Source organism: Halopseudomonas oceani, from assembly GCF_963677335.1.
Lineage (GTDB): Bacteria > Pseudomonadota > Gammaproteobacteria > Pseudomonadales > Pseudomonadaceae > Halopseudomonas > Halopseudomonas oceani.
In genome coordinates this window covers 534,034-553,302 of the sequence record NZ_OY781932.1, presented here as the reverse complement: position 1 = coordinate 553,302, position 19,269 = coordinate 534,034, and the positions used below count along the sequence as shown (strand labels likewise).

Here is a 19,269-nt window from a genome sequence, read left to right as displayed (position 1 = left end):
AGGTAGCAGTCGGTACGGGCGGTTGCCTATAGACCTGACCGTAGTGTGGCTTTTTGGGGGAAAAGGGATTGACCAACCAGCGACAGCATCCGCGGACACCGATGAAGGCGCAGATCCGTATCTGGCACGCCAGCTTTGGCGACATTCTTGCTCATACCCGTGACCTGTCCGATGGCGGAGTGTTTGTTGAACACCCGCTCATGGGAGAGCTGAAGAACGGCGATCAGGTGACCGGCCAGGTTCAGGGCATGCCGTTCGAAGCACCGGTCTTGCGCATGCAGGTTCAGCGTGCGGTACCCGGTGAGGGTGCCGGAATGGCGTTTCTCGACGAAGTTTGAGCGCCGCGTTCAGCGGCGCCAGAACATCGGCGACAGCAGTACCAGCAGGGTGAATACTTCCAGGCGGCCGAGCAGCATGGCGAAACTCAGTACCCATTTCACCCCACTTCCCAGATTACCGTAGTGCACGGCGACTTCACCCAGCCCCGGACCGAGGTTGTTGATGCACGCGGTCAGCGCCGAAAACGCGGTAACAAAGTCCAGACCGGTGCCGAGCAGGATCAGGAACAGCATCGCGAAGGCAAACACATACACCGCGCAGAATCCCCAGACCGCTTCCACCACCCGATCAGGCACCGGGCTGTCGCCCAGCTTGACTGGGAACACCCCGTGCGGGTGCAGCAGCCGCTTGATCTCCCGCGAGCCCTGCTTGTATAGCAGCAGCACGCGAATCACCTTCATGCCGCCGCCGGTCGAACCGGCGCAGGCGCCGATAAAGCTGGCGTACAACAGCAGATAGGGCAGCAGGGTCGGCCAGGTTGAAAAATCGGTAACCCCGAAACCGGTGGTGGTGGCGATGGACACGGTCTCGAAAGCGGCGAAGCGCATCGAGGTCCAGGCATCGTGGTGCTGGTAGTGCACCAGCACCGCGAAGCAGATGATGAACAGGGCCAGCAGGATCAGCACGTAGGCACGGCATTCCGGGTCTTGCCAGTAATTTCGCAGCGAGCGGTAGCGCCAGGCGAGAAAGTGCAGGGCGAAATTGATGCCGGAAATCAGCATGAACAGGATGCAGATCGACTCGATCAGCGGGCTGTTGTAGTAACCGATACTGGCGTCGTGGGTGGAGAAACCGCCGATGGCGACGGTCGAGAAGCTGTGGCCAATCGCATTGAACAAGTCCATGCCGGCGGCCCAGTAGGCCAGCGCACAGGCAACGGTCAGGCCGGCATAGATAAACCAGAGCACCTTGGCGGTTTCGGCGATGCGCGGGGTCAGTTTGTTCTCTTTTAGCGGACCGGGCATCTCGGCACGGTACAGCTGCATCCCGCCAACACCCAGCATCGGCAGGATTGCCACTGCCAGCACGATGATCCCCATACCGCCGAACCACTGCAGCTGCTGACGGTAGTACAACAGTGCGCGCGGCAGAGTATCGAGCCCGGTGATCACGGTGGCGCCGGTGGTAGTCAGGCCCGAGAAAGATTCGAACACGGCATCGGCGACGGTCAGGTCAGGTGTTTCCAGCAGCCATAACGGCACCGCACCGAACAGGCCGAGAACCAGCCAGAACAGAACGGTAATCAGATACCCATCACGGGTACGCAGTTCGTTGCGCCGGCCGCGGACCGGCAACCAGATCAGGGTCCCGGCAATCAGGGTAATCACGAAGCCGCTGAGGAATGCGTTCATCGCTTCTTCGTGGTAGTAGGCGCCGACCCCTGCTGCCGGCAGCATGCTGGTCGAAAAAAGCATCAGCAATATGCCGATGATGCGCTGTATCTGTGGATACTGCATGCTGCAAGGCGCCTCAGAAGAAGGTCAGGCCGACCTGGAACAGACGCTCCACATCGCGGATGTATTTCTTGTCGATCACGAACAGGATGACATGGTCATCGGATTCGATCACGGTCGAGTCGTGGGCAATCAGCACCTCGTCGTCGCGGACGATGGCGCCGATGGTGGTGCCCGGTGGCAGGTCAATCTGACCGATCGACTTGCCGACCACCTTGGACGAGCGTGCGTCGCCGTGGGCAACCGCTTCGATGGCTTCTGCCGCACCGCGGCGTAGCGAGTAGACGTTGACGATGTCGCCTCGGCGCACGTGGGTCAGCAGGGTGCCGATGGTCGCCTGCGAGGGCGAGATGGCGATATCGATCTCGCCGCCCTGTACCAGGTCGACGTAGGCCGGGTTGTTGATCAGCGTCATGACCTTGCGCGCGCCGAGGCGCTTGGCCAGCATCGACGACATGATGTTGGCTTCGTCGTCGTTGGTGATGGCACAGAAGATGTCGACATCTTCGATGTTTTCTTCGATCAGCAGCTCTCGATCCGAGGCGCTGCCATGCAGTACCACGGTGCGGTCCAGGTTCTGCGACAGGTAGTCTGCACGGGCCTTGCTGGCCTCGATGATCTTGACCTGGTAGCGGCTCTCGATCGCCTCAGCCAGCCGCTCACCGATGTTGCCGCCACCGGCGATCACCACCCGCTTGTGGGTCTTCTCGACCCGTCGCAGCTCGCTCATCACCGCCCGGATATCGCGGGTGGCGGCGATGAAGAACACTTCGTCATCGGCCTCGATGATGGTATCGCCCTTGGGAATGATCGGGCGGTCCTTGCGGAAAATCGCCGCTACCCGGGTGTCGACACCGGGCATGTGCTGGCGCAGAAAGCGCAGTTCCTGACCGACCAGCGGGCCGCCATAGTAGGCACGTACGGCGACCAACTGGGCTTTGCCCTCGGCAAAGTCGAGGACCTGTAGTGCGCCAGGGTTCTCGATCAGCCGTTTGACGTAATTGGTGACCACCTGTTCCGGGCTGATCAGTACGTCGATCGGCACTGCTTCGTTGTGGAACAGGCCGCCGCGGGTCAGATAGGCGGATTCGCGTACGCGGGCGATCTTGGTCGGGGTACGGAACAGGGTGTAGGCGACCTGGCAGGCGATCATGTTGGTTTCGTCGCTGCTGGTAACCGCGATCAGCATGTCGGCATCATCGGCACCGGCCTGACGCAGCACGGTCGGGAAGGAGCCCTTGCCCTGCACCGTGCGGATATCCAGGCGGTCGCCCAGCTCGCGCAGGCGCGCGGTGTCGGTGTCGATCACGGTGATGTCGTTGGCTTCACTGGCCAGTTGCGCTGCCAGACTGCCACCGACCTGGCCGGCACCGAGAATGATGATCTTCATGCCGCAGACTCCCTGTTCTTCTGTTGCGGGCTGGCACTGAGTTTGATCAGGCGGGCCAGATAAAAGCCGTCGTGGCCATCGGCCTGCGGCAGCAGCTGACGGCCGCAGGGTTGGACAACACCGTAGTCACCGCCGATATCCAGCTGCCGCGCACCGGGCTCGCGGGCGAGGAAAGCCTCGATCACGCGGCTATTCTCGTCCGGCAGTACCGAACAGGTGGCGTATACCAGAATGCCGCCCACCTCCAGCGTAGGCCAGAGTGCGTCCAGTAGCTCGCCCTGCAACTCTGCCAGTGGTGCTATATCGGCCGAGGTGCGGGTCAGCTTGATGTCCGGGTGGCGCCGGATCACCCCGGTTGCCGAACACGGCGCGTCCAGCAGGATACGCTGGAAGGGCGTGCCATCCCACCATTGATCGACAGCGCGGCCGTCGGCGGCGATCAGCCGGGCGCTGAGCTGCAGGCGACTGAGGTTTTCCTCTACCCGCTTCAGCCGCGCCGGTTCCAGATCCAGCGCGACCACTTCGCTCAGGTCTGGCTGTTGTTCAAGAATCTGGCAGGTCTTGCCGCCGGGCGCACAGCAGGCATCCAGTACCCGCAGGCCCGACTTGAGGTCCAGCAGTGGCGCGGCCAGCTGCGCCGCTTCGTCCTGCACGCTGACCAGCCCGTCGGCAAAGCCCGGCAGCAGGTTGACGTCGCAGGGAACGGCAAGCTGAATGCCGACAGCGCTGAACGTGCAGGCGCTGGCGGCAATACCGGCGTCCGCCAATTGCTGCAGATAAGCGTCGCGGCTCAGGCGGCGTTGATTGACCCGCAGGGTCATCGGCGGATGCAGGTTGTTGGCGCTGGTGATGGCGTCGAGCTGATCGAGCCAGGCGCGTTGCAGGCGCTTGTACAGCCAGCCGGGATGCGCGCAGCGCTGGGAGGGGGATTTGTCGACCGCCTCAAGCAGCGCCGCGCCTTCACGTTGCACCCGGCGCAGCACCGCGTTGAGCAGGCCCTTGGCCCAGGGCTTGTCGAGGCTGACGGCAGCGTTGACGGTTTCGGCGATGGCCGCGTGGGCCGGAATGCGCAGATACAGCAGTTGATACAGGCCGACCAGCAGCAGCGCATGCAGATCCTGATCGGTCGGCTTCATCGGTTTGTTGAGTAGCTCGCGGGCCAGCCCCTCAAGGCGGCTGTACCAGCGCGCCGTGCCGAAGGCCAGTTCCTGTACCAGGCCCTGATCCCGCGGCGCGACGGTCTTGAGTTGCGCCGGCAGACTGCCGCCGAGCGAAGCCTTGCCGGCCAGCACGGCGGCCAGGGCGCGGGCGGCTGCCGCGCGGGCGTTCACTGACCGTTACCCAGCATGAGGCCAGGCGCGAACTGATCGCGACGGGAGTTAAAGAGGTCGGCAAAGGCCAGTGGCTTGCCGCCGGGCAGCTGCAGCCGGGTCAGGCGCAGTGCGCCCTCGCCGCAGGCCACCAGCAGCCCCTGCTTCTCACAAGCCAGCACCTGACCGGGCTCGCCCTGTCCGTCGGCCACCTCGGCGGCCCAGACCTTGAGTGGCTTGCCATCGAGCTGAGCATGGGCCAGCGGCCACGGATTGAAGGCGCGGATCAGGCAGTCCAGCTCGCCGGCCGGGCGCTGCCAGTCAATCGCCGAGACCTGTTTGTTCAATTTGTGTGCGTAGGTGGCCAGAGCGTCGTCCTGTATCTCGCCGTGCAAGGTACCCGCGGCCAGACCTTCGATGGCTTTAAGCACTGCCGGCGGGCCAAGTTCTGCCAATCTATCGTGCAGGCTGCCACCGGTGTCCGTGGCGCTGATCGGCGTGGTGACCTTGAGCAGCATCGGTCCGGTGTCCAGCCCGGCTTCCATTTGCATCACGGTCACGCCGGTTTCGCTGTCACCCGCTTCGATCGCGCGTTGTATCGGCGCGGCGCCGCGCCAGCGTGGCAGCAGCGAGGCATGGCTGTTGATGCAGCCCAGGCGCGGAATATCCAGTACCGCTTGCGGCAGGATCAGGCCGTAGGCCACCACCACCAGCAGGTCGGGCCTGAGATCGGCCAGCGCCTGCTGGTCTGCCGGTTCACGCAGTCGCTCGGGCTGTAGCACCGGCAGCTCATGGGTCTGCGCCAGTTGCTTGACCGGGCTCATCGCCAGCTTCTGGCCGCGGCCAGCGGGTCGATCGGGCTGGGTATAGACGGCCACGATGTTCAGGCCGGCATCAATCAGCGCCTGCAGATGGGCGGCGGCAAAGTCCGGTGTTCCGGCAAAAACGATACGTAGGTCGGTTGGCTTCATGGGGATCCGTAAAGAAAAGGCTTGCCGAAGCAAGCCTTGTTATTTCGCTGGCAAATCAGGCGTTTGCCTGGCTGCGATGGATTTTCTCCAATTTCTTGCGAATGCGGTCACGCTTGAGGTTGGACAGGTAATCCACAAACAGCTTACCGTTCAGGTGGTCGCACTCGTGCTGGATGCAGACGGCCAGCAGACCCTCATAGACCTCGTCGAACGGGTTGCCGTCACGGTCCAGCGCCTTGACCCGGACGCGCTCCGGGCGTTCTACATTTTCGTAGAAGCCGGGCACCGACAGACAACCTTCCTGCATTTGCTCGAGATCGTCGGTCAGGGGTTCCAGCTCGGGATTGATGAATACGCGTGGCTCGGACTTGTCTTCGGACAGATCGATGACAACGACCCGCTCGTGCACATCGACCTGCGTTGCTGCAAGGCCAATGCCGGGTGCGTCGTACATGGTCTCGAACATATCGTCGACGAGTTGCTGGATTCTCGCGTCCACTGCGGCGACCGGTTTGGCCACGGTCCGCAACCGCGGGTCGGGAAACTCCAGTATGTTCAAAATAGCCATAGGGGTTTGTACCGCTTTATCTGGAACAAATCTAAATTGTGCTGCTAAGATTATGAGCAGCTTGGAATTAAAGCGGGTCTTGCGTGTGGGAGCACGATTCGACCTGGATGCTGGCCTCTATAATAAAGGGATTCGTGTCATGAGGAAAACACTACTCGGCCTCGTGTTGCTCGCGGCGAGCGTATGGGTGCAGGCGCAGGAACCTGTTCTCAGGGAAGATCACCCCGACAGCTACACCGTGGTCAAGGGCGACACACTGTGGGATATCTCCGGGCGTTTTCTCAGCCTGCCCTGGAAATGGCCGGAAATCTGGCAAGCCAATCCGCAGATTGCCAACCCTCACCTGATCTACCCGGGTGACGTCATTTCACTGGTGTACATCGACGGTCAGCCACGACTGATGCTCAACCGTGGTAACGGCGGCACCATCAAACTGTCGCCGCAGGCTCGGGTCAAGCCGATTGCCGAGGCGATTCCGGCGATCCCGCTGGAGGCGATCAACTCCTTCCTGCGCGCTGGCCGTGTGGTCGAGGATGAGGACGTGATCAATGGGGCACCCTATATCGTTGGCGGCGGAGCCGAGAGTGTCGTACTGGGTGCGGGCAGCAAGGTCTATGCCCGTGGCGACTTCTCCGCTAACGTCCCGGCTTACGACATCTACCGTCGTGGCAAAACCTACATCAACTCTGAGACTGGCGAACTGTTGGGTATTCACCTGCAGGAAATTGGTAACGGCAACGTTGCGGCGGTTGAGGGCGACATCGCCACCGTCAACGTCACCCGCAGCCGTCAGGAAGTGCTGGTCAATGACCGATTGCTGGAGTCGGAAGAGCGCCCGGTGGCGTCGACCTTCTTCCCCAGCGAGCCAAGCCAGGAAATCAACGGCCTGATCATGGACGTGCCTAATGGCGTGACCCAGATCGGTCAGTATGACGTGGTGCTGCTCGACAAGGGTGAGCGTGACGGTCTGGAAGTTGGCAACGTACTGGCAATCTACAAGACCGGCGAGATCGTCCGTGACCGGGTTCGCGACGAGCGTGTGCAGCTGCCCGCCGAGCGTGCTGGCTTGCTGATGGTGTTCCGCGTCTACAACAAGATGAGCTACGGTATCGTGCTGCAAGCCAGCCGCCAGATGGCGATTCTCGACGAGATTCGTAACCCCTGACGGGGAATGCACTGCCAAGGCCGCCTTCGGGCGGCCTTGTTGTTTGAACTGTTGGTCCTTTCTGATCAAGGATGATTCATGCTTACCGACCTGTCCGCCGAGCGGCAGGCCTGGTTGGAGCTGATGCTGCTCGACGGCGTTGGCCCCCGCTTTTTCCAGCGCTTGCGCTCGCATGCCGTCTCCCCGTTTGATTTTATGTCCGCTGATCTGGCCGCATTGGCCGAACTTGGTGTGCCGCCGTCTGTGCTGGCCAGCCTGCGCCGTTGGCGTGCGGGTGATCCTGTGCTGCGCGAGCGATTCGACCTGGCGCTTGACTGGCTGCAGCAGGATGGCTGCCGGCTGCTGTTTCTGGATGAGCCGGACTACCCGCCGCTGCTGGCATCTATCAGCGATCCACCGCCACTGCTGTTTGTACGCGGTCGCATTGAGGTGCTGCATGATCCACAGATTGCCATGGTCGGCACTCGCCATCCGAGCCCGCTGGGTGCGGAAACCGCCCAGCACTTTGCCCGTGCGTTTTGTCGCAGCGGCCTGACGGTGACCAGTGGCATGGCGCTGGGTATCGACGGCGCCTGTCATCGGGGCGCGCTGGATGCTGGTGGGCAAACGGTTGCGGTCTGGGGCACCGGTCTTGAGCGCTGTTACCCGCGTCGGCATCGCAAGTTAGCCGACTCGATTGTCGATACCGGCGGGGCGCTGGTCTCCGAGCTGTGGCCTGATAGCGAACCGCATCCGGCCCAGTTTCCTCGGCGCAATCGCATCATCAGCGGTCTGAGCCTCGGTACGCTGGTGGTCGAGGCGAGCCTAAACAGCGGCTCGTTGATCACCGCGCGAATGGCGTTGGAGCAGAATCGCGAAGTCTTTGCCATGCCCGGCTCGATCCACAACGTACAGGCCCGTGGTTGCCATCGATTGCTGCGCGAAGGTGCGTGTCTGGTAGAGCAGGTGCAGGATGTACTGGATGCCCTGAAAGTGCCGCTCACTGCAGCGCTTGAGGCAGCGGAAGAGCCCGCCACAGAGGTGCCGGACACTCCACTCTGGCGCTGGCTGGGCTTTGATCCGGTCAGCCCCGACTGGCTGGCCCAGCGCGCTGGCATCAGCATGCCGGAGGTCCTGCAACAGCTCCTGGAGCTGGAACTGGCCGGCGCGGTGCTGGTGGGGCCTGCCGGATATTGTCGCCGTCAGCCTTGAGTGCGGCGCTGGGCTCGGCTACTGTCGCAGGCAATCAATCAAGGTGGAGTTCAAATGCTGGCAAACTGGCGTATTACTCGTCTGAACCGCTTGCTGCAGGCAGGCGGCGTGATTGCCTATCCAACCGAGGGCGTCTGGGGATTGGGCTGCAATCCGTGGAACGGCTCGGCGGTCGAGCGGCTGCTGGACCTGAAGCAGCGCCCGGTACATAAGGGCCTGATCCTGATTGCCGGCGAGATTGAGCAGTTCGACTTCCTGCTCTGGGATCTGCCGGACGCTCAGTTGGCCAAGCTGCGGCTGTCCTGGCCGGGGCCGAACACCTGGCTGGTACCGCATCAGGGCCGCCTGCCCGAATGGATCACCGGCGCGCACGATACCGTTGCCCTGCGGGTTACTACCCACCCTGTCGTGCGTCAGCTGTGCGCAGCAGCCGGGCCCCTGGTGTCTACGTCGGCCAATCCCGCTGGCCGCCCAGCGGCGCGCTCGCGGTTGCGGGTCGAGCAGTATTTTCACGGTGAACTGGACGCCATTGTCCCCGGTGCGTTGGGTGGCGCGCGTAATCCCAGTATCATTCGCGATCTGCAAACCGACCAAGTCATACGCGGCGCCTGAGCCGCCCGGAGAGATTCCACGTGAAACAGGACCAACCCAGCGCCGCCGATGTTGCCGCGGTAAAAGCCTATCTGATGGACCTGCAGGACCGTATCTGCACTGCCCTGGCGGCCGCAGACGGACGCGAGCAGTTCATCGAGGACGCCTGGGAGCGGCCCGGTGGCGGCGGTGGCCGCTCGCGAATCATCACCGAGGGCGCGCTGCTGGAGAAGGGTGGTGTCGGCTTTTCCCATGTTTTTGGTGACGGCATGCCGCCCTCGGCAACCGCGCACCGCCCGGAATTGGCGGGTCGCCACTTCCAGGCCATGGGCGTGTCGCTGGTGATGCACCCGGAAAACCCCTTCGTGCCGACCTCGCATGCCAACGTGCGGTTCTTTATCGCCGAGAAAGACGGTGCCGATCCGGTCTGGTGGTTCGGTGGCGGCTTCGATCTGACGCCCTACTACGCCAATGAGGAAGACTGCGTGCACTGGCACCGGGTGGCCCGCGACGCCTGCGCACCCTTCGGTGATGATGTGTATCCGCGCTTCAAGAAGTGGTGCGACGAGTATTTCTACCTCAAGCACCGTGGCGAGGCCCGGGGCATTGGCGGTCTGTTCTTTGATGACCTGAACCAGTGGGGCTTCGAGCGCAGCTTTGCTTTCCTGCGCGCCATTGGCGACGCCTACCTTGAGGCCTATCTGCCGATTCTTGAGCGCCGTCGCAACAGCGCCTGGACGCCAGAGCAGAAGCAGTTCCAGGAATTCCGCCGTGGCCGCTATGTCGAGTTCAACCTGGTCTACGACCGCGGCACCCTGTTCGGTCTGCAGACCGGCGGGCGCACCGAGTCGATCCTGATGTCGCTGCCGCCGACCGTGCGCTGGGGCTACAACTGGCAGCCCGAGCCGGGCAGCCCGGAAGCCGAGCTGACCGAGCGCTACCTCACCCCGCGTGACTGGCTGGCAGGAGACGCCTGATGGACCGTTACGCCGTGGTCGGTAACCCGATTGAGCACAGCAAGTCGCCGCTGATCCACGCCATGTTCGCCGAGCAGACCGGCCAGCAGCTGGAATACGGCAAGCTGCTGGCGCCGCTCGACAACTTTATCGGCACGGTGCGCGACTTTCTGCGCGAGGGTCGCGGCGTCAATGTGACCGTGCCGTTCAAGGAGCAGGCTTGGGCCTTGGTGGATGAACATACCCCAGCGGCCGAGCGCGCCGGCGCGGTCAATACCATCCTGCGCCGTGAAGACGGCAGCCTGCTAGGTGATAACACCGACGGCAAGGGGCTGGTGCGCGATATCGAAGTGAATGCCGGGCTGTCGCTGAAGGGCCTGAGTGTGCTGCTGGTCGGTGCCGGCGGTGCCGCTCGCGGGGTGATTCAGCCGCTGCTGGCGGCGGGGCCTGCGCATCTGTGCGTGATCAACCGCACGGTCAGCAAGGCGGAAGAGCTGGCGGCGCTGTTTGTCGATCAGGGGCCGATTGCCGCTGCCGGCCTGCAATGGCTGGTCGAGCCGGTCGATCTGATCATAAATGCGACCTCGGCCAGTCTGGCCGGTGAATTGCCGCCGATTCCCGACAGCCTGATCAAACCCGGCCACACCTGGTGCTACGACATGATGTACGGCGCCGAAGAGACCCCGTTCAACCGCTGGGCCCGAGAGCGCGGCGCAGCGCGCTGCATCGACGGCCTCGGCATGCTGGTTGAGCAGGCCGCCGAGGCCTTTGCCCTGTGGCGCGGCGTCCGCCCGGACACCGCGCCGGTGCTGGCCGCGTTACGTCAGGCCTGACGCGGCATTGCAGCGGCCAGCTCGGCAGTCAGCCCGAGCGCCGCTGCCACACCACCCTGCTGCAGCGCCTCGATCAGCGCTGAACCCACCACCACACCATCGGCGACCTGCGCCAACGGCGCCGCCTGTTCGGCCCGACGCACGCCAAAGCCAACGCAGATCGGCACTGCGCTTTGTGCCCGAATACCTTCCAGTGCCTGTGCCACTGCAGTGTGGTCCGCTGCGCCGACGCCGGTGACGCCGTTGTGCGACACGTAGTAGAGAAAGCCGCTGGCGTGCTCCAGCACCTTGGGCAGGCGCTGGGCGTCAGTGGTCGGCGTTGCAAGACGAATCATCTGCAGGCCGGCGTCGCGTGCGGCCGGGCCCAGTTCGTTGTCGTGCTCGGGCGGTAGGTCGACCACCAGCAGGGCGTCGACACCGGCCGCTGCAGCGTCACGAATAAAGTCCGCACCACCGTAGCGATGAATCGGGTTGTAGTAACCCATCAGCACCAGCGGCGTGCTCTGGTTCTGTTCGCGGAAGCGGCGCACCAGCTCCAGCGTGCGCTGCTGGTTCTGCCCACCCTGCAGGGCGCGCAGGGCAGCGGCCTGAATGGTCGGGCCGTCGGCGGTCGGGTCGCTGAACGGCATGCCCAGTTCGATGATGTCGGCACCGGCAGCAGGCAGCCCCTGCAGCAGTTCCAGGCTGGTATTGAAGTCCGGATCACCGGCGCAGATGTAGGTCACCAGGGCCGCGCGGTTGTCGCGGGCGCAGTCGGCAAAGCGGGTTTCCAGGCGGCTCATTTTCCTTCCTCCATCAGACCCAGAATGGTCGGCATATCCTTGTCGCCGCGGCCGGACAGGCACACCACCATCAGGTGATCTTTTGGCAGCGTCGGCGCGCGGCGCGCCACTTCGGCTAGCGCGTGCGAGGTTTCCAGCGCCGGGATAATGCCTTCGGTGCGGCAGCAGTTGTGGAAGGCGTCCAGCGCCTGCTGATCGGTTACCGCGACGTATTCGATGCGGCCCTGCTCGTGCAACCAGGCGTGTTCGGGGCCAATGCCGGGGTAGTCCAGACCGGCGGAGATCGAGTGGGCGTCGGCAATCTGGCCGTCACCGTCCTGCAGCAGGTAGGTGCGGTTGCCGTGCAGCACGCCGGGCGTGCCGCCCTTCAGGCTGGCGGCGTGCTTGCCGGTGTCGATGCCGTGACCGGCCGCTTCCACGCCGACCATCTGCACCTCGGGGTAATCGAGGAACGGATGGAACAGGCCCATGGCGTTCGAGCCACCGCCGATACAGGCGACCAGGCTATCGGGCAGACGGCCTTCGCGTTCCAGCATCTGCTGATGCGCCTCACGGCCGATGATCGCCTGAAAGTCGCGTACCAGCGTTGGGTAGGGGTGCGGGCCGGCCACGGTGCCGATCATGTAGAAGGTGTTGTCGACGTTGGTCACCCAGTCGCGCAGCGCCTCGTTCATGGCGTCTTTCAGGGTGCCGGTGCCGGAGGTCACGGGGACGATCTCGGCGCCCAGCAGCCGCATGCGGGCGACGTTGTCGCGCTGACGGTGAATGTCGGTCGCGCCCATGTAGACCACGCACTGCAGGCCGAAGCGCGCGCACACGGTGGCGGTGGCCACGCCGTGCATGCCGGCGCCGGTCTCGGCGATGATCCGTTGCTTGCCCATGCGGCGGGCCAGCAGGGCCTGGCCGATGCAGTTGTTGATCTTGTGCGCGCCGGTGTGGTTCAGCTCCTCGCGCTTGAAGAAGATCTTCGCGCCACCGTACTGCTCGGTCAGCCGCTCGGCGAAATACAGCGGGCTGGGACGGCCGATGAACTCGGCGTTGAAGCGGTCCAGCTCGGCGATAAAGGCCGGCTCGGCGCGGGCCTCGTTGTAGGCCTGTTCCAGCTGCAGCACCAGCGGCATCAGCGACTCGGCTACAAAGCGGCCACCAAACTGGCCGAACTGGCCGAGGGCGTCGGCTTCGCGGCGATAATTTTGATTGGGCATGGATAGAACCTCCTGAGCGATGGACGCAGGTTAGGGCAAGCGCAGGCGGGAAAAAATCGATAAGATGGCCGCAACCTGTGAGAAAAAGTGACAAGTCCCATGGCCAGAGATCTTCCCTCACTGAATGCGTTACGTGCCTTCGAAGCCGCTGCCCGGCTGGAAAGCGTGAGTCAGGCGGCGGGCGAGCTGCACGTCACCCACGGCGCCGTCAGCCGGCAGATTCGTCAGCTTGAAGACGAACTCGGCATCGCCCTGTTCAGCAAGGCCGGGCGCGGCATCAGCCTGACCCCGGCCGGTCGCCAGTTGCGCGATGCCTGCCGCGATGCCTTCGACGGGCTGCGCGAGGCGTGCACGGCGCTGCGTCAGGACCAGCAACAGGCGCCCTTCCTGCTGGCCTGCCCCGGCAGCCTGCTGGCGCGCTGGTTTATCCCGCGGCTGGACCGCCTGAACGCCGAACTGCCCGAGCTGAACCTGCACCTGTCGGCCTCCGAAGGCGAACTCGACCCGCGCCGCCCCGGTGTCAGCGCCACCCTGCTCTACGCCGAGCCGCCGTGGCCAGCCGACATGCAGGTGTATCCGCTGCGTCAGGAACGCATCGGCCCGGTGCTCAGTCCACGCTACTCGGGCGCTGCGCGCCTGCTCGATCAACCCGCCGAGGTGCTGCTTGGCGAAGCCCTGCTACACACCCGTTCACGGCCCGGCGCCTGGCGTGACTGGGCCGAGCGGCAGGGCCTGGATGCGGATCAATTGCGGACAGGTCAGGGCTTTGAGCATCTGTACTACCTGCTGGAAGCGGCGCTCTCGGGCCTTGGCGTGGCTATCGCGCCGCAGTTGCTGGTCGCAGACGACATCGCCGCCGGCCGCCTGCTCGCGCCCTGGGGCTTTGTCGAGACCCGTCACCAGCTCGGCCTCTGGGTGCCGGAGCGCCAGCCCCAGGGCCCGGCGCAGCAACTGGCAGACTGGCTCGGCAAGGCGCTGCAGCAGGCCGACGCATGAAGCGCCTCGCGACCCTTGGCCTCGGTGCCTGCCTGCTCTGGCTGTCCGGCTGCAGCTCGGTTGGCTACCTGTATCAGAGTTGGCAGGGTCAGCGCGCGCTGATGGCCCGCGCCGAGCCCGTTGAGCAGCTGATTGCCGACCCGCAGACCGACCCGCAACTGGCCGAGCGCCTGCGTACCGCCAGCCAGATTCGCCGTTACGCGGTCGAGGCGCTGGCCCTGCCGGACAACACCACCTACACCCGCTACGCCGCGCTGCCGGGCCCCTACCCGCTGTGGAATCTATTTGTCACCGATGAACTGTCGCTGGCGCCGGTGCAGCACTGTTACCCGTTCTTCGGCTGCATCGCCTACAAGGGCTATTTCGACCAGGCCCGCGCCGAGCAGGCCGCCGCCGACTGGCGTGCGCGTGGCAAGGACGTCTATGTCGCCGGCATCCCCGCCTACTCGACCCTCGGCTGGTACGACGACCCGCTGTTCAGCTCCATGCTGCACTGGAGCGACGACTATCTGGCCGAGATGCTGTTTCACGAACTGGCGCACCAGCGCTTTTATGTGAAGGACGACACCGCCTTCAACGAGTCCTATGCCAGCTTCGTCGGCCAGCAGGGGCTGCGCGATTGGCTCAGGGTGCAGGGGCGAGCCGCTCACGACTCGATGGGCCGCGAACGCGAACGGGCGTTTATTCAACTGGTGCTGGCCGCGCGCAGCGAGCTGGAAGCCCTGTATCAGAGCTCCCAGCCAGACGACGCCAAACGCAGCGGCAAGGCCGCGATCCTCGCCCGGCTGCGCAGCGATTACGCCAGCCTGCGCGACAGCGAATGGGACGGCGACCAGCGCTTCGACCACTGGTTTGCCGCTGATCTGAACAACGCCCGCCTGCTACCCTTTGGGCTTTACGATCAATGGGTACCCGCCTTTGCCGCGCTGTATGCGCAGAGCAGCGGCTGGGCCGACTTTCACCAGCGGGTCGAACGCCTCGGCAGACTCGATCCGCAAGCGCGCTTTGCCGCGCTGCGTGGCCTTTGCCCGCAGTGCGACGCCGCAGTACAGGAGCCACAACCATGAAAGCAATTGGATACTTTGAAGCTGGCGCGCTGGACCGCACCGATGCCCTGATCGACCTGGACGTACCCATGCCTTCGCCCGGCCCGCAGGATCTGCTGGTCAAGGTCGCCGCCATCTCGGTCAACCCGGTCGATACCAAGATCCGCAGTCGTCGCGGCGCGACCGGCGACACGCCCGAAGTGCTCGGCTGGGACGCGGTGGGTGAAGTGGTCAGCTGCGGCAGCGCCGTTTCCGGCTTCGCGGCAGGTGACCGGGTCTACTACGCCGGCGCGCTGGAGCGGCCCGGCAGCAACGCCGAATACCAACTGGTCGACGCCCGCATCGCCGCCCACGCGCCGCTGTCGCTGTCCGCCGCTGAAGCCGCCGCCCTGCCGCTGACCGCGATCACCGCCTGGGAGCTGCTGTTCGACCGGCTGGGTGTCAGCGAGGGCGGCGGTGAAGGTCAGACCCTGCTGGTGGTCGGCGCCGCCGGTGGCGTGGGCTCGATCCTGCTCCAGCTCGCCCGTCAGCTGACCAAGCTCACCGTGGTCGCCACCGCCGCCCGCGCCGAGAGCGTGAAATGGGTCAAGGGCCTGGGCGCCCATCACGTCATCGACCATAGCCAGCCGCTGCTGCCGCAACTGCAGGCGCTGGGTATCAGGGACGTTGAACTGATCGCCTCGCTGACCCACACCGATCAGCACTACCCGCAATACGGCGACTGCATCGCCCCACAGGGGCGCCTCGGCGTGATCGACGACTTCGGCCCGCTCGACATGAGCGTGCTCAAGCGCAAGTGTGCGTCCTTCCACTGGGAGTTTATGTTCACCCGCAGCATGTTCGAAACCGCTGACATGGCCGAGCAGGGCAAACTGCTGCAACGTGTCGCCGAACTAGTCGATGCCGGCACCCTGCGTAGCACTCTGGGTGAGCATTACGGCGCGATCAATGCGGCCAACCTCAAACGCGCGCATGCGTTGCTGGAGAGTGGCAAGGCGCGGGGGAAATTGGTGCTGGAGGGGTTCTGAACGGCGTTGCGCAGACTGCCCCTTTCGGGATTCTGCGCAGGGCATCGCTCCTTCACCCGTCATCCCCGCGCAGGCGGGGATCCATCCGTGGGTCAGCGCATCACTGGATTCCCGCCTGCGCGGGAATGACGGTGTCTGGAGAGGCTAATCGTTGGTGATCGATCCCAGGCTCTGCGTCCCATCGACACTTTGGAGCTGTCTGATAACCCGTTTTTCGCCTTCCCGGCGAGCCAAGGGGGGCCGCTTGCCCGGCCCCCCAAAGGGAAGCGCTAATCCACTTCACACGCCCTCTGCGAGTGCTCAAGCGTGCAGATGCAAGGCGCGATGTGTAGCCAATAGTGGTTCTATTGGCAAGCAGCGCAACGTAGTCAGATGCATGCTTGAGCGCTCGCCCTGCGGGGCGGTCAGGCCGGTCCGAACTCTGTGTTGTGATTTCTCGACAGGTCCCGACATGCCTTCGAAACCACGCCTTGATTGCGGACCGGCCTGACCGCCAGAGGGTATGTGAAATGGATTAGCGCTTCCCTGAATCCCCCCGGGCACCCGGCTACGCGGCCCTTCGGGTTCGCTGCGTTGCTCGGCTTGGCAGGGGCCGGCAGAACTCGGCTCTACGAGCCTCAAACAGGCTGCCGTCCTGTTTCCTGCCAACCCTGCGCTACTCGCCCGCGTAAACGGGGGGTGGGTCCGTGCATGCTTCACCTCTGGCTGATTCGCATCTCTCCGTGGGGCCTGTGACGTCGTGCGCGACGCTGGTTCAGGCGGGGTATTGGATGCCGCACGGTCACAGCATGCTGTGACCCTACGACTGGCCATGCCACGGCGCCGCCCGCCAACCTTCTCCACCACGTGCGTGGGGGCACGGCATGCCGTGGCCGTGACATTCTGCTACGCCCATCCGATGCCGCAACCTTCCTGTCTTGCCCATGCACCAACACGGTGCTAATCTCACCAAGTCGTCAAACGGCGACTTTTCGTTTTTACCTGTCCAGAGTGACCGCATGTCCACTGCCCAGACCACCGCTGTTGTAAACCGCCCCGCGCTTGCCGGTGTGGTTGCGCGTGTGCAGGCTGCTGTGGCCTGCCTGCCGGTCACCCCTCCCGGCGTAGCCATCGTGGCTGCCGTGGCTTCACCGCCACCAGCGCACTGATCCCGTTACCCCTTTTCTGATTTCTGTTCTCCCTGACTGGCGTCACGCCGTAGGGCGAACCTGTGTCCTGACAGGTGACATATGTTTATTCAACGTTTGAACTGGGCCGCCATTGGCCCGACTGCGCTGTTCGTGCTGCTCTGGAGCGCGGGCGCGATCTTCTCCAAATGGGGGCTGGAACACGCCTCCGCCTTTGCCTTCCTGCTGCTGCGCTTTGTACTGGCCTGCGCTGCCCTCGGGCTGCTGGCGCTTACCCGGCGGCGCTGGCTGCCGGCGCGCGGTACCCGCAAGCAGGTAGCACTGGTCGGGGTTTTGCTGACCGGCGGCTACACCATCTTCTACCTGCTCTCGCTGGACGCCGGGCTCACGCCGGGCGTGCTGGCAACGGTGCTGGGTGTGCAGCCGATCCTCACCCTGATGCTGGTCGAACGCCGCGCCAACCTGCTGAGGGTATTGGGCTTGCTGTTGGCGCTCGGTGGTCTGACGCTGGTAGTGCTCGACAGCCTGCTGGCGGCGCGCTTCTCGTTGCTGGGCATCGGCCTGTCGCTAGCGGCGCTGCTGTGCATCACCCTGGGCTCGATCTTCCAGAAGGGGATTCAGCAATCGCCCATGGACGTACTGCCGCTGCAATACGCCATCGGCCTGCTGATGTGCGCGGTGGTCGTACCCTTTCAGCCGTTTGACGTGGAATGGAGCGTCGGCTTTATCGTTCCGCTGCTGTACATGGGCGTGTTGATTTCGGTCGGTGCAACCCTGTTGCTGTACCGGCTGATTCGGATGGGCAATTTGGTCAATGTGACCAGCCTGTTTTATCTGATGCCCGGCTGCACCGCGTTGCTGGATTTCCTGTTCCTGGGGAATCGGATGGCGGCGTTGAGTCTGTTGGGGATGGGGGCGATTGTGCTGGGGTTGGTGTTGGTGTTTAGGCCGCGTGGTTAATCCAGCGCCCGTGCTCGGATAGCCCCGGCTCGCTGACCCTATCGCCGCGTCATCCTCGCGAAGGCGAGGATCCATGGGGTTGGCGGTCATGCCGGTCACTTCGGCGCTGTCTGATAACCCGCCTTTCGCCTTCACGGCGAGCCAAAGGGGGCCGCTTGCCCGGCCCCCCTTGGCGATCCCCCCGGGCACCCGACTACGCGGCCCTTCGGGTTCGCTGCGTTGCTCGATTTATCGGGGAAGCGTAAAACTCGTCGCTTCGCTCCTCAGACACCCTACGCTTCTTTTTCCCGATAAATCTGCGCTACTCGCCCGCGTAAACGGGACTTGGGTCCGTGCATTCGCCACGTCCGTATTTGCGCGCCAAGGCCGCGCTACTTCACCTAATCTTTAGCCTAATTCAGGGTTGGCAAACGACGCGTGTAGTAGCACTATCAAATCACCGCACTTCTCGCGGCCCCGTCAGGAGGCATGGATGCTACATAGACCCGACTCATTTCACCTCGAATACCCGACAGCACCCTCACCTGCGTGCAAGCCACTGCCGTCGATCAGTGGAGCGTTAAGCCTCGTGCGGTTTAACGTTCAGCACTCGTGCGCGATGGCCGCTAATCCATTGAAATATAAGAAAATATTAGATCGCCTCATCCGGCGTTATGCCGCGTATTAAAGTTAGTGCGATCTAATCACTGTTATGTGAATGGAGGTCAAAATGTCTTCTGTGCCAAGAAATAAGGATGAATTGGAGTTGGCTATAAACTCAATATTTCCGAAACTCATGGCTGACTATCGTTCAATTCCGGAAAGCAAAGCTCGCAAACCTGGAGTAGAGGGAAACGTCAAAGGTACAGTCATTAGCGTTAGTGATACAGTGGCTTACTTGATTGGTTGGGGAAAACTCGTTCTTAAATGGCATCACTTAAGATCTCAAAACCAACATGTTGATTTCCCGGAAACTGGTTATAAATGGAACCAATTAGGCTCACTCGCTGAAAGCTTCCACGAAGAGTACTGTGAGTGGAAATATGATGATTTACTCATTGAGCTTGAGTCTACAGTTAACGAGATACTTTTACTCATTTCAAGCTTAAGTGACCATGATTTGTATGGTGTTGCGTGGTATGAACAATGGACTTTGGGGCGCATGATTCAGTTTAATACATCATCACCTATGAAAAATATGCGTACAAAAGTTCGGCGTTTCAATCGAGAATTCACATAACAAACTGTTTAAGAGTGATTCGCAACGCGTGGCATTTTTACTATGCGTTGGTTTTAGTGTTTAAGGTGGTATGCGGCAGCTTCGGTATTGCGTTGCTCACACCTTAACAGGGCGTTATACCTCTGTAGGTGATGGACG

Annotated in this window: 19 protein-coding genes; 12 read left to right on the top strand and 7 right to left on the bottom strand. The window is 63.1% G+C overall.

What is annotated here, in order from left to right:
* Positions 1 to 68 precede the first annotated feature (68 nt).
* Positions 69 to 338, top strand: a complete 270-nt coding sequence (locus tag ACKPCU_RS02485) for a PilZ domain-containing protein (RefSeq protein ID WP_321349640.1) — start codon at positions 69 to 71, stop codon at positions 336 to 338.
* 9 nt (positions 339 to 347) lie between these two features.
* Here the strand turns inward: ACKPCU_RS02485 and ACKPCU_RS02480 are convergent, their stop codons facing one another.
* The 5 genes from ACKPCU_RS02480 to def are packed head-to-tail and all read right to left on the bottom strand — an operon-like array spanning position 348 to position 6,032.
* Entirely contained in the window at positions 348 to 1,796 is a 1,449-nt protein-coding gene (locus ACKPCU_RS02480; protein WP_104736726.1) for a TrkH family potassium uptake protein, read from the bottom strand.
* A 13-nt stretch (positions 1,797 to 1,809) separates the two neighbouring features.
* Positions 1,810 to 3,183 (bottom strand): Trk system potassium transporter TrkA, encoded by a 1,374-nt coding sequence (gene trkA, locus ACKPCU_RS02475; protein ID WP_104736727.1) that lies wholly within the window; start codon positions 3,181 to 3,183, stop codon positions 1,810 to 1,812.
* Entirely contained in the window at positions 3,180 to 4,514 is a 1,335-nt protein-coding gene (rsmB, locus tag ACKPCU_RS02470) for a 16S rRNA (cytosine(967)-C(5))-methyltransferase RsmB (RefSeq protein WP_321349637.1), read from the bottom strand. Before rsmB ends, trkA begins: the two co-directional genes overlap by 4 nt.
* Entirely contained in the window at positions 4,511 to 5,464 is a 954-nt protein-coding gene (fmt, locus tag ACKPCU_RS02465; protein ID WP_321349636.1) for a methionyl-tRNA formyltransferase, read from the bottom strand. The genes rsmB and fmt overlap by 4 nt, the downstream gene beginning before the upstream one ends.
* A gap of 55 nt (positions 5,465 to 5,519) precedes the next feature.
* Complete coding sequence (def, locus tag ACKPCU_RS02460; protein WP_104736730.1) at positions 5,520 to 6,032, bottom strand: peptide deformylase; 513 nt, start codon at positions 6,030 to 6,032, stop codon at positions 5,520 to 5,522.
* A gap of 139 nt (positions 6,033 to 6,171) precedes the next feature.
* On the opposite strand from def, the gene ACKPCU_RS02455 reads away from it, so the two are divergent.
* The 5 genes from ACKPCU_RS02455 to aroE all read left to right on the top strand — a co-directional run bounded on the left by ACKPCU_RS02455 (position 6,172) and on the right by aroE (position 10,768).
* On the top strand, positions 6,172 to 7,197 hold the full coding sequence (locus ACKPCU_RS02455) for a LysM peptidoglycan-binding domain-containing protein (RefSeq protein ID WP_321349634.1): 1,026 nt from the start codon (positions 6,172 to 6,174) through the stop codon (positions 7,195 to 7,197).
* Positions 7,198 to 7,275: 78 nt separating this feature from the next.
* Positions 7,276 to 8,388 carry a DNA-processing protein DprA gene (dprA, locus tag ACKPCU_RS02450; RefSeq protein ID WP_321349633.1) on the top strand — a complete coding sequence of 371 codons (1,113 nt, stop codon included), beginning with the start codon at positions 7,276 to 7,278 and terminating at the stop codon, positions 8,386 to 8,388.
* A 54-nt stretch (positions 8,389 to 8,442) separates the two neighbouring features.
* Positions 8,443 to 9,000 (top strand): L-threonylcarbamoyladenylate synthase type 1 TsaC, encoded by a 558-nt coding sequence (tsaC, locus tag ACKPCU_RS02445; RefSeq protein WP_104736733.1) that lies wholly within the window; start codon positions 8,443 to 8,445, stop codon positions 8,998 to 9,000.
* A gap of 74 nt (positions 9,001 to 9,074) precedes the next feature.
* Positions 9,075 to 9,956 carry an oxygen-dependent coproporphyrinogen oxidase gene (gene hemF, locus ACKPCU_RS02440; RefSeq protein ID WP_321351717.1) on the top strand — a complete coding sequence of 294 codons (882 nt, stop codon included), beginning with the start codon at positions 9,075 to 9,077 and terminating at the stop codon, positions 9,954 to 9,956.
* Positions 9,956 to 10,768, top strand: a complete 813-nt coding sequence (gene aroE, locus ACKPCU_RS02435; protein WP_321349629.1) for a shikimate dehydrogenase — start codon at positions 9,956 to 9,958, stop codon at positions 10,766 to 10,768. Before hemF ends, aroE begins: the two co-directional genes overlap by 1 nt.
* Here the strand turns inward: aroE and trpA are convergent.
* Both trpA and trpB read right to left on the bottom strand, forming a co-directional pair.
* Positions 10,759 to 11,550 carry a tryptophan synthase subunit alpha gene (trpA, locus tag ACKPCU_RS02430; protein ID WP_321349627.1) on the bottom strand — a complete coding sequence of 264 codons (792 nt, stop codon included), beginning with the start codon at positions 11,548 to 11,550 and terminating at the stop codon, positions 10,759 to 10,761. The genes aroE and trpA overlap by 10 nt on opposite strands.
* Positions 11,547 to 12,755, bottom strand: coding sequence for a tryptophan synthase subunit beta (gene trpB / locus ACKPCU_RS02425; RefSeq protein ID WP_321349626.1), 1,209 nt, complete (start codon positions 12,753 to 12,755; stop codon positions 11,547 to 11,549). Before trpB ends, trpA begins: the two co-directional genes overlap by 4 nt.
* A gap of 99 nt (positions 12,756 to 12,854) precedes the next feature.
* On the opposite strand from trpB, the gene ACKPCU_RS02420 reads away from it, so the two are divergent.
* The 6 genes from ACKPCU_RS02420 (at position 12,855) to ACKPCU_RS02395 (ending at position 19,131) form a co-directional block, all read left to right on the top strand.
* A complete protein-coding gene (locus ACKPCU_RS02420) occupies positions 12,855 to 13,751 on the top strand; it encodes a LysR family transcriptional regulator (protein ID WP_321349624.1) in 897 nt (298 codons plus the stop codon).
* Positions 13,748 to 14,818, top strand: a complete 1,071-nt coding sequence (locus ACKPCU_RS02415) for an aminopeptidase (protein ID WP_321349622.1) — start codon at positions 13,748 to 13,750, stop codon at positions 14,816 to 14,818. Before ACKPCU_RS02420 ends, ACKPCU_RS02415 begins: the two co-directional genes overlap by 4 nt.
* Positions 14,815 to 15,825 (top strand): zinc-binding alcohol dehydrogenase family protein, encoded by a 1,011-nt coding sequence (locus ACKPCU_RS02410; RefSeq protein ID WP_321349619.1) that lies wholly within the window; start codon positions 14,815 to 14,817, stop codon positions 15,823 to 15,825. Before ACKPCU_RS02415 ends, ACKPCU_RS02410 begins: the two co-directional genes overlap by 4 nt.
* A 998-nt stretch (positions 15,826 to 16,823) precedes the next feature.
* Complete coding sequence (locus tag ACKPCU_RS02405; RefSeq protein ID WP_160003172.1) at positions 16,824 to 16,973, top strand: hypothetical protein; 150 nt, start codon at positions 16,824 to 16,826, stop codon at positions 16,971 to 16,973.
* Positions 16,974 to 17,054: 81 nt separating this feature from the next.
* Positions 17,055 to 17,912, top strand: coding sequence for a DMT family transporter (locus tag ACKPCU_RS02400; protein WP_104736740.1), 858 nt, complete (start codon positions 17,055 to 17,057; stop codon positions 17,910 to 17,912).
* Between the two features lie 709 nt (positions 17,913 to 18,621).
* Complete coding sequence (locus tag ACKPCU_RS02395) at positions 18,622 to 19,131, top strand: ClbS/DfsB family four-helix bundle protein (RefSeq protein ID WP_017048678.1); 510 nt, start codon at positions 18,622 to 18,624, stop codon at positions 19,129 to 19,131.
* Positions 19,132 to 19,269 lie beyond the last annotated feature (138 nt).

Excerpts from the sequence above, each read along its gene's own strand:
- ACKPCU_RS02480 (WP_104736726.1), bottom strand. The coding sequence starts at position 1,796 with ATGCAGTATCCACAGATACAGCGCATCATCGGCATATTGCTGATGCTT.
- trkA (WP_104736727.1), bottom strand. The coding sequence starts at position 3,183 with ATGAAGATCATCATTCTCGGTGCCGGCCAGGTCGGTGGCAGTCTGGCA.
- fmt (WP_321349636.1), bottom strand. The coding sequence starts at position 5,464 with ATGAAGCCAACCGACCTACGTATCGTTTTTGCCGGAACACCGGACTTT.
- def (WP_104736730.1), bottom strand. The coding sequence starts at position 6,032 with ATGGCTATTTTGAACATACTGGAGTTTCCCGACCCGCGGTTGCGGACC.
- ACKPCU_RS02455 (WP_321349634.1), top strand. The coding sequence starts at position 6,172 with ATGAGGAAAACACTACTCGGCCTCGTGTTGCTCGCGGCGAGCGTATGG.
- dprA (WP_321349633.1), top strand. The coding sequence starts at position 7,276 with ATGCTTACCGACCTGTCCGCCGAGCGGCAGGCCTGGTTGGAGCTGATG.
- tsaC (WP_104736733.1), top strand. The coding sequence starts at position 8,443 with ATGCTGGCAAACTGGCGTATTACTCGTCTGAACCGCTTGCTGCAGGCA.
- hemF (WP_321351717.1), top strand. The coding sequence starts at position 9,075 with ATGGACCTGCAGGACCGTATCTGCACTGCCCTGGCGGCCGCAGACGGA.
- aroE (WP_321349629.1), top strand. The coding sequence starts at position 9,956 with ATGGACCGTTACGCCGTGGTCGGTAACCCGATTGAGCACAGCAAGTCG.
- trpA (WP_321349627.1), bottom strand. The coding sequence starts at position 11,550 with ATGAGCCGCCTGGAAACCCGCTTTGCCGACTGCGCCCGCGACAACCGC.
- trpB (WP_321349626.1), bottom strand. The coding sequence starts at position 12,755 with ATGCCCAATCAAAATTATCGCCGCGAAGCCGACGCCCTCGGCCAGTTC.
- ACKPCU_RS02420 (WP_321349624.1), top strand. The coding sequence starts at position 12,855 with ATGGCCAGAGATCTTCCCTCACTGAATGCGTTACGTGCCTTCGAAGCC.
- ACKPCU_RS02415 (WP_321349622.1), top strand. The coding sequence starts at position 13,748 with ATGAAGCGCCTCGCGACCCTTGGCCTCGGTGCCTGCCTGCTCTGGCTG.
- ACKPCU_RS02410 (WP_321349619.1), top strand. The coding sequence starts at position 14,815 with ATGAAAGCAATTGGATACTTTGAAGCTGGCGCGCTGGACCGCACCGAT.
- ACKPCU_RS02405 (WP_160003172.1), top strand. The coding sequence starts at position 16,824 with ATGTCCACTGCCCAGACCACCGCTGTTGTAAACCGCCCCGCGCTTGCC.
- ACKPCU_RS02400 (WP_104736740.1), top strand. The coding sequence starts at position 17,055 with ATGTTTATTCAACGTTTGAACTGGGCCGCCATTGGCCCGACTGCGCTG.
- ACKPCU_RS02395 (WP_017048678.1), top strand. The coding sequence starts at position 18,622 with ATGTCTTCTGTGCCAAGAAATAAGGATGAATTGGAGTTGGCTATAAAC.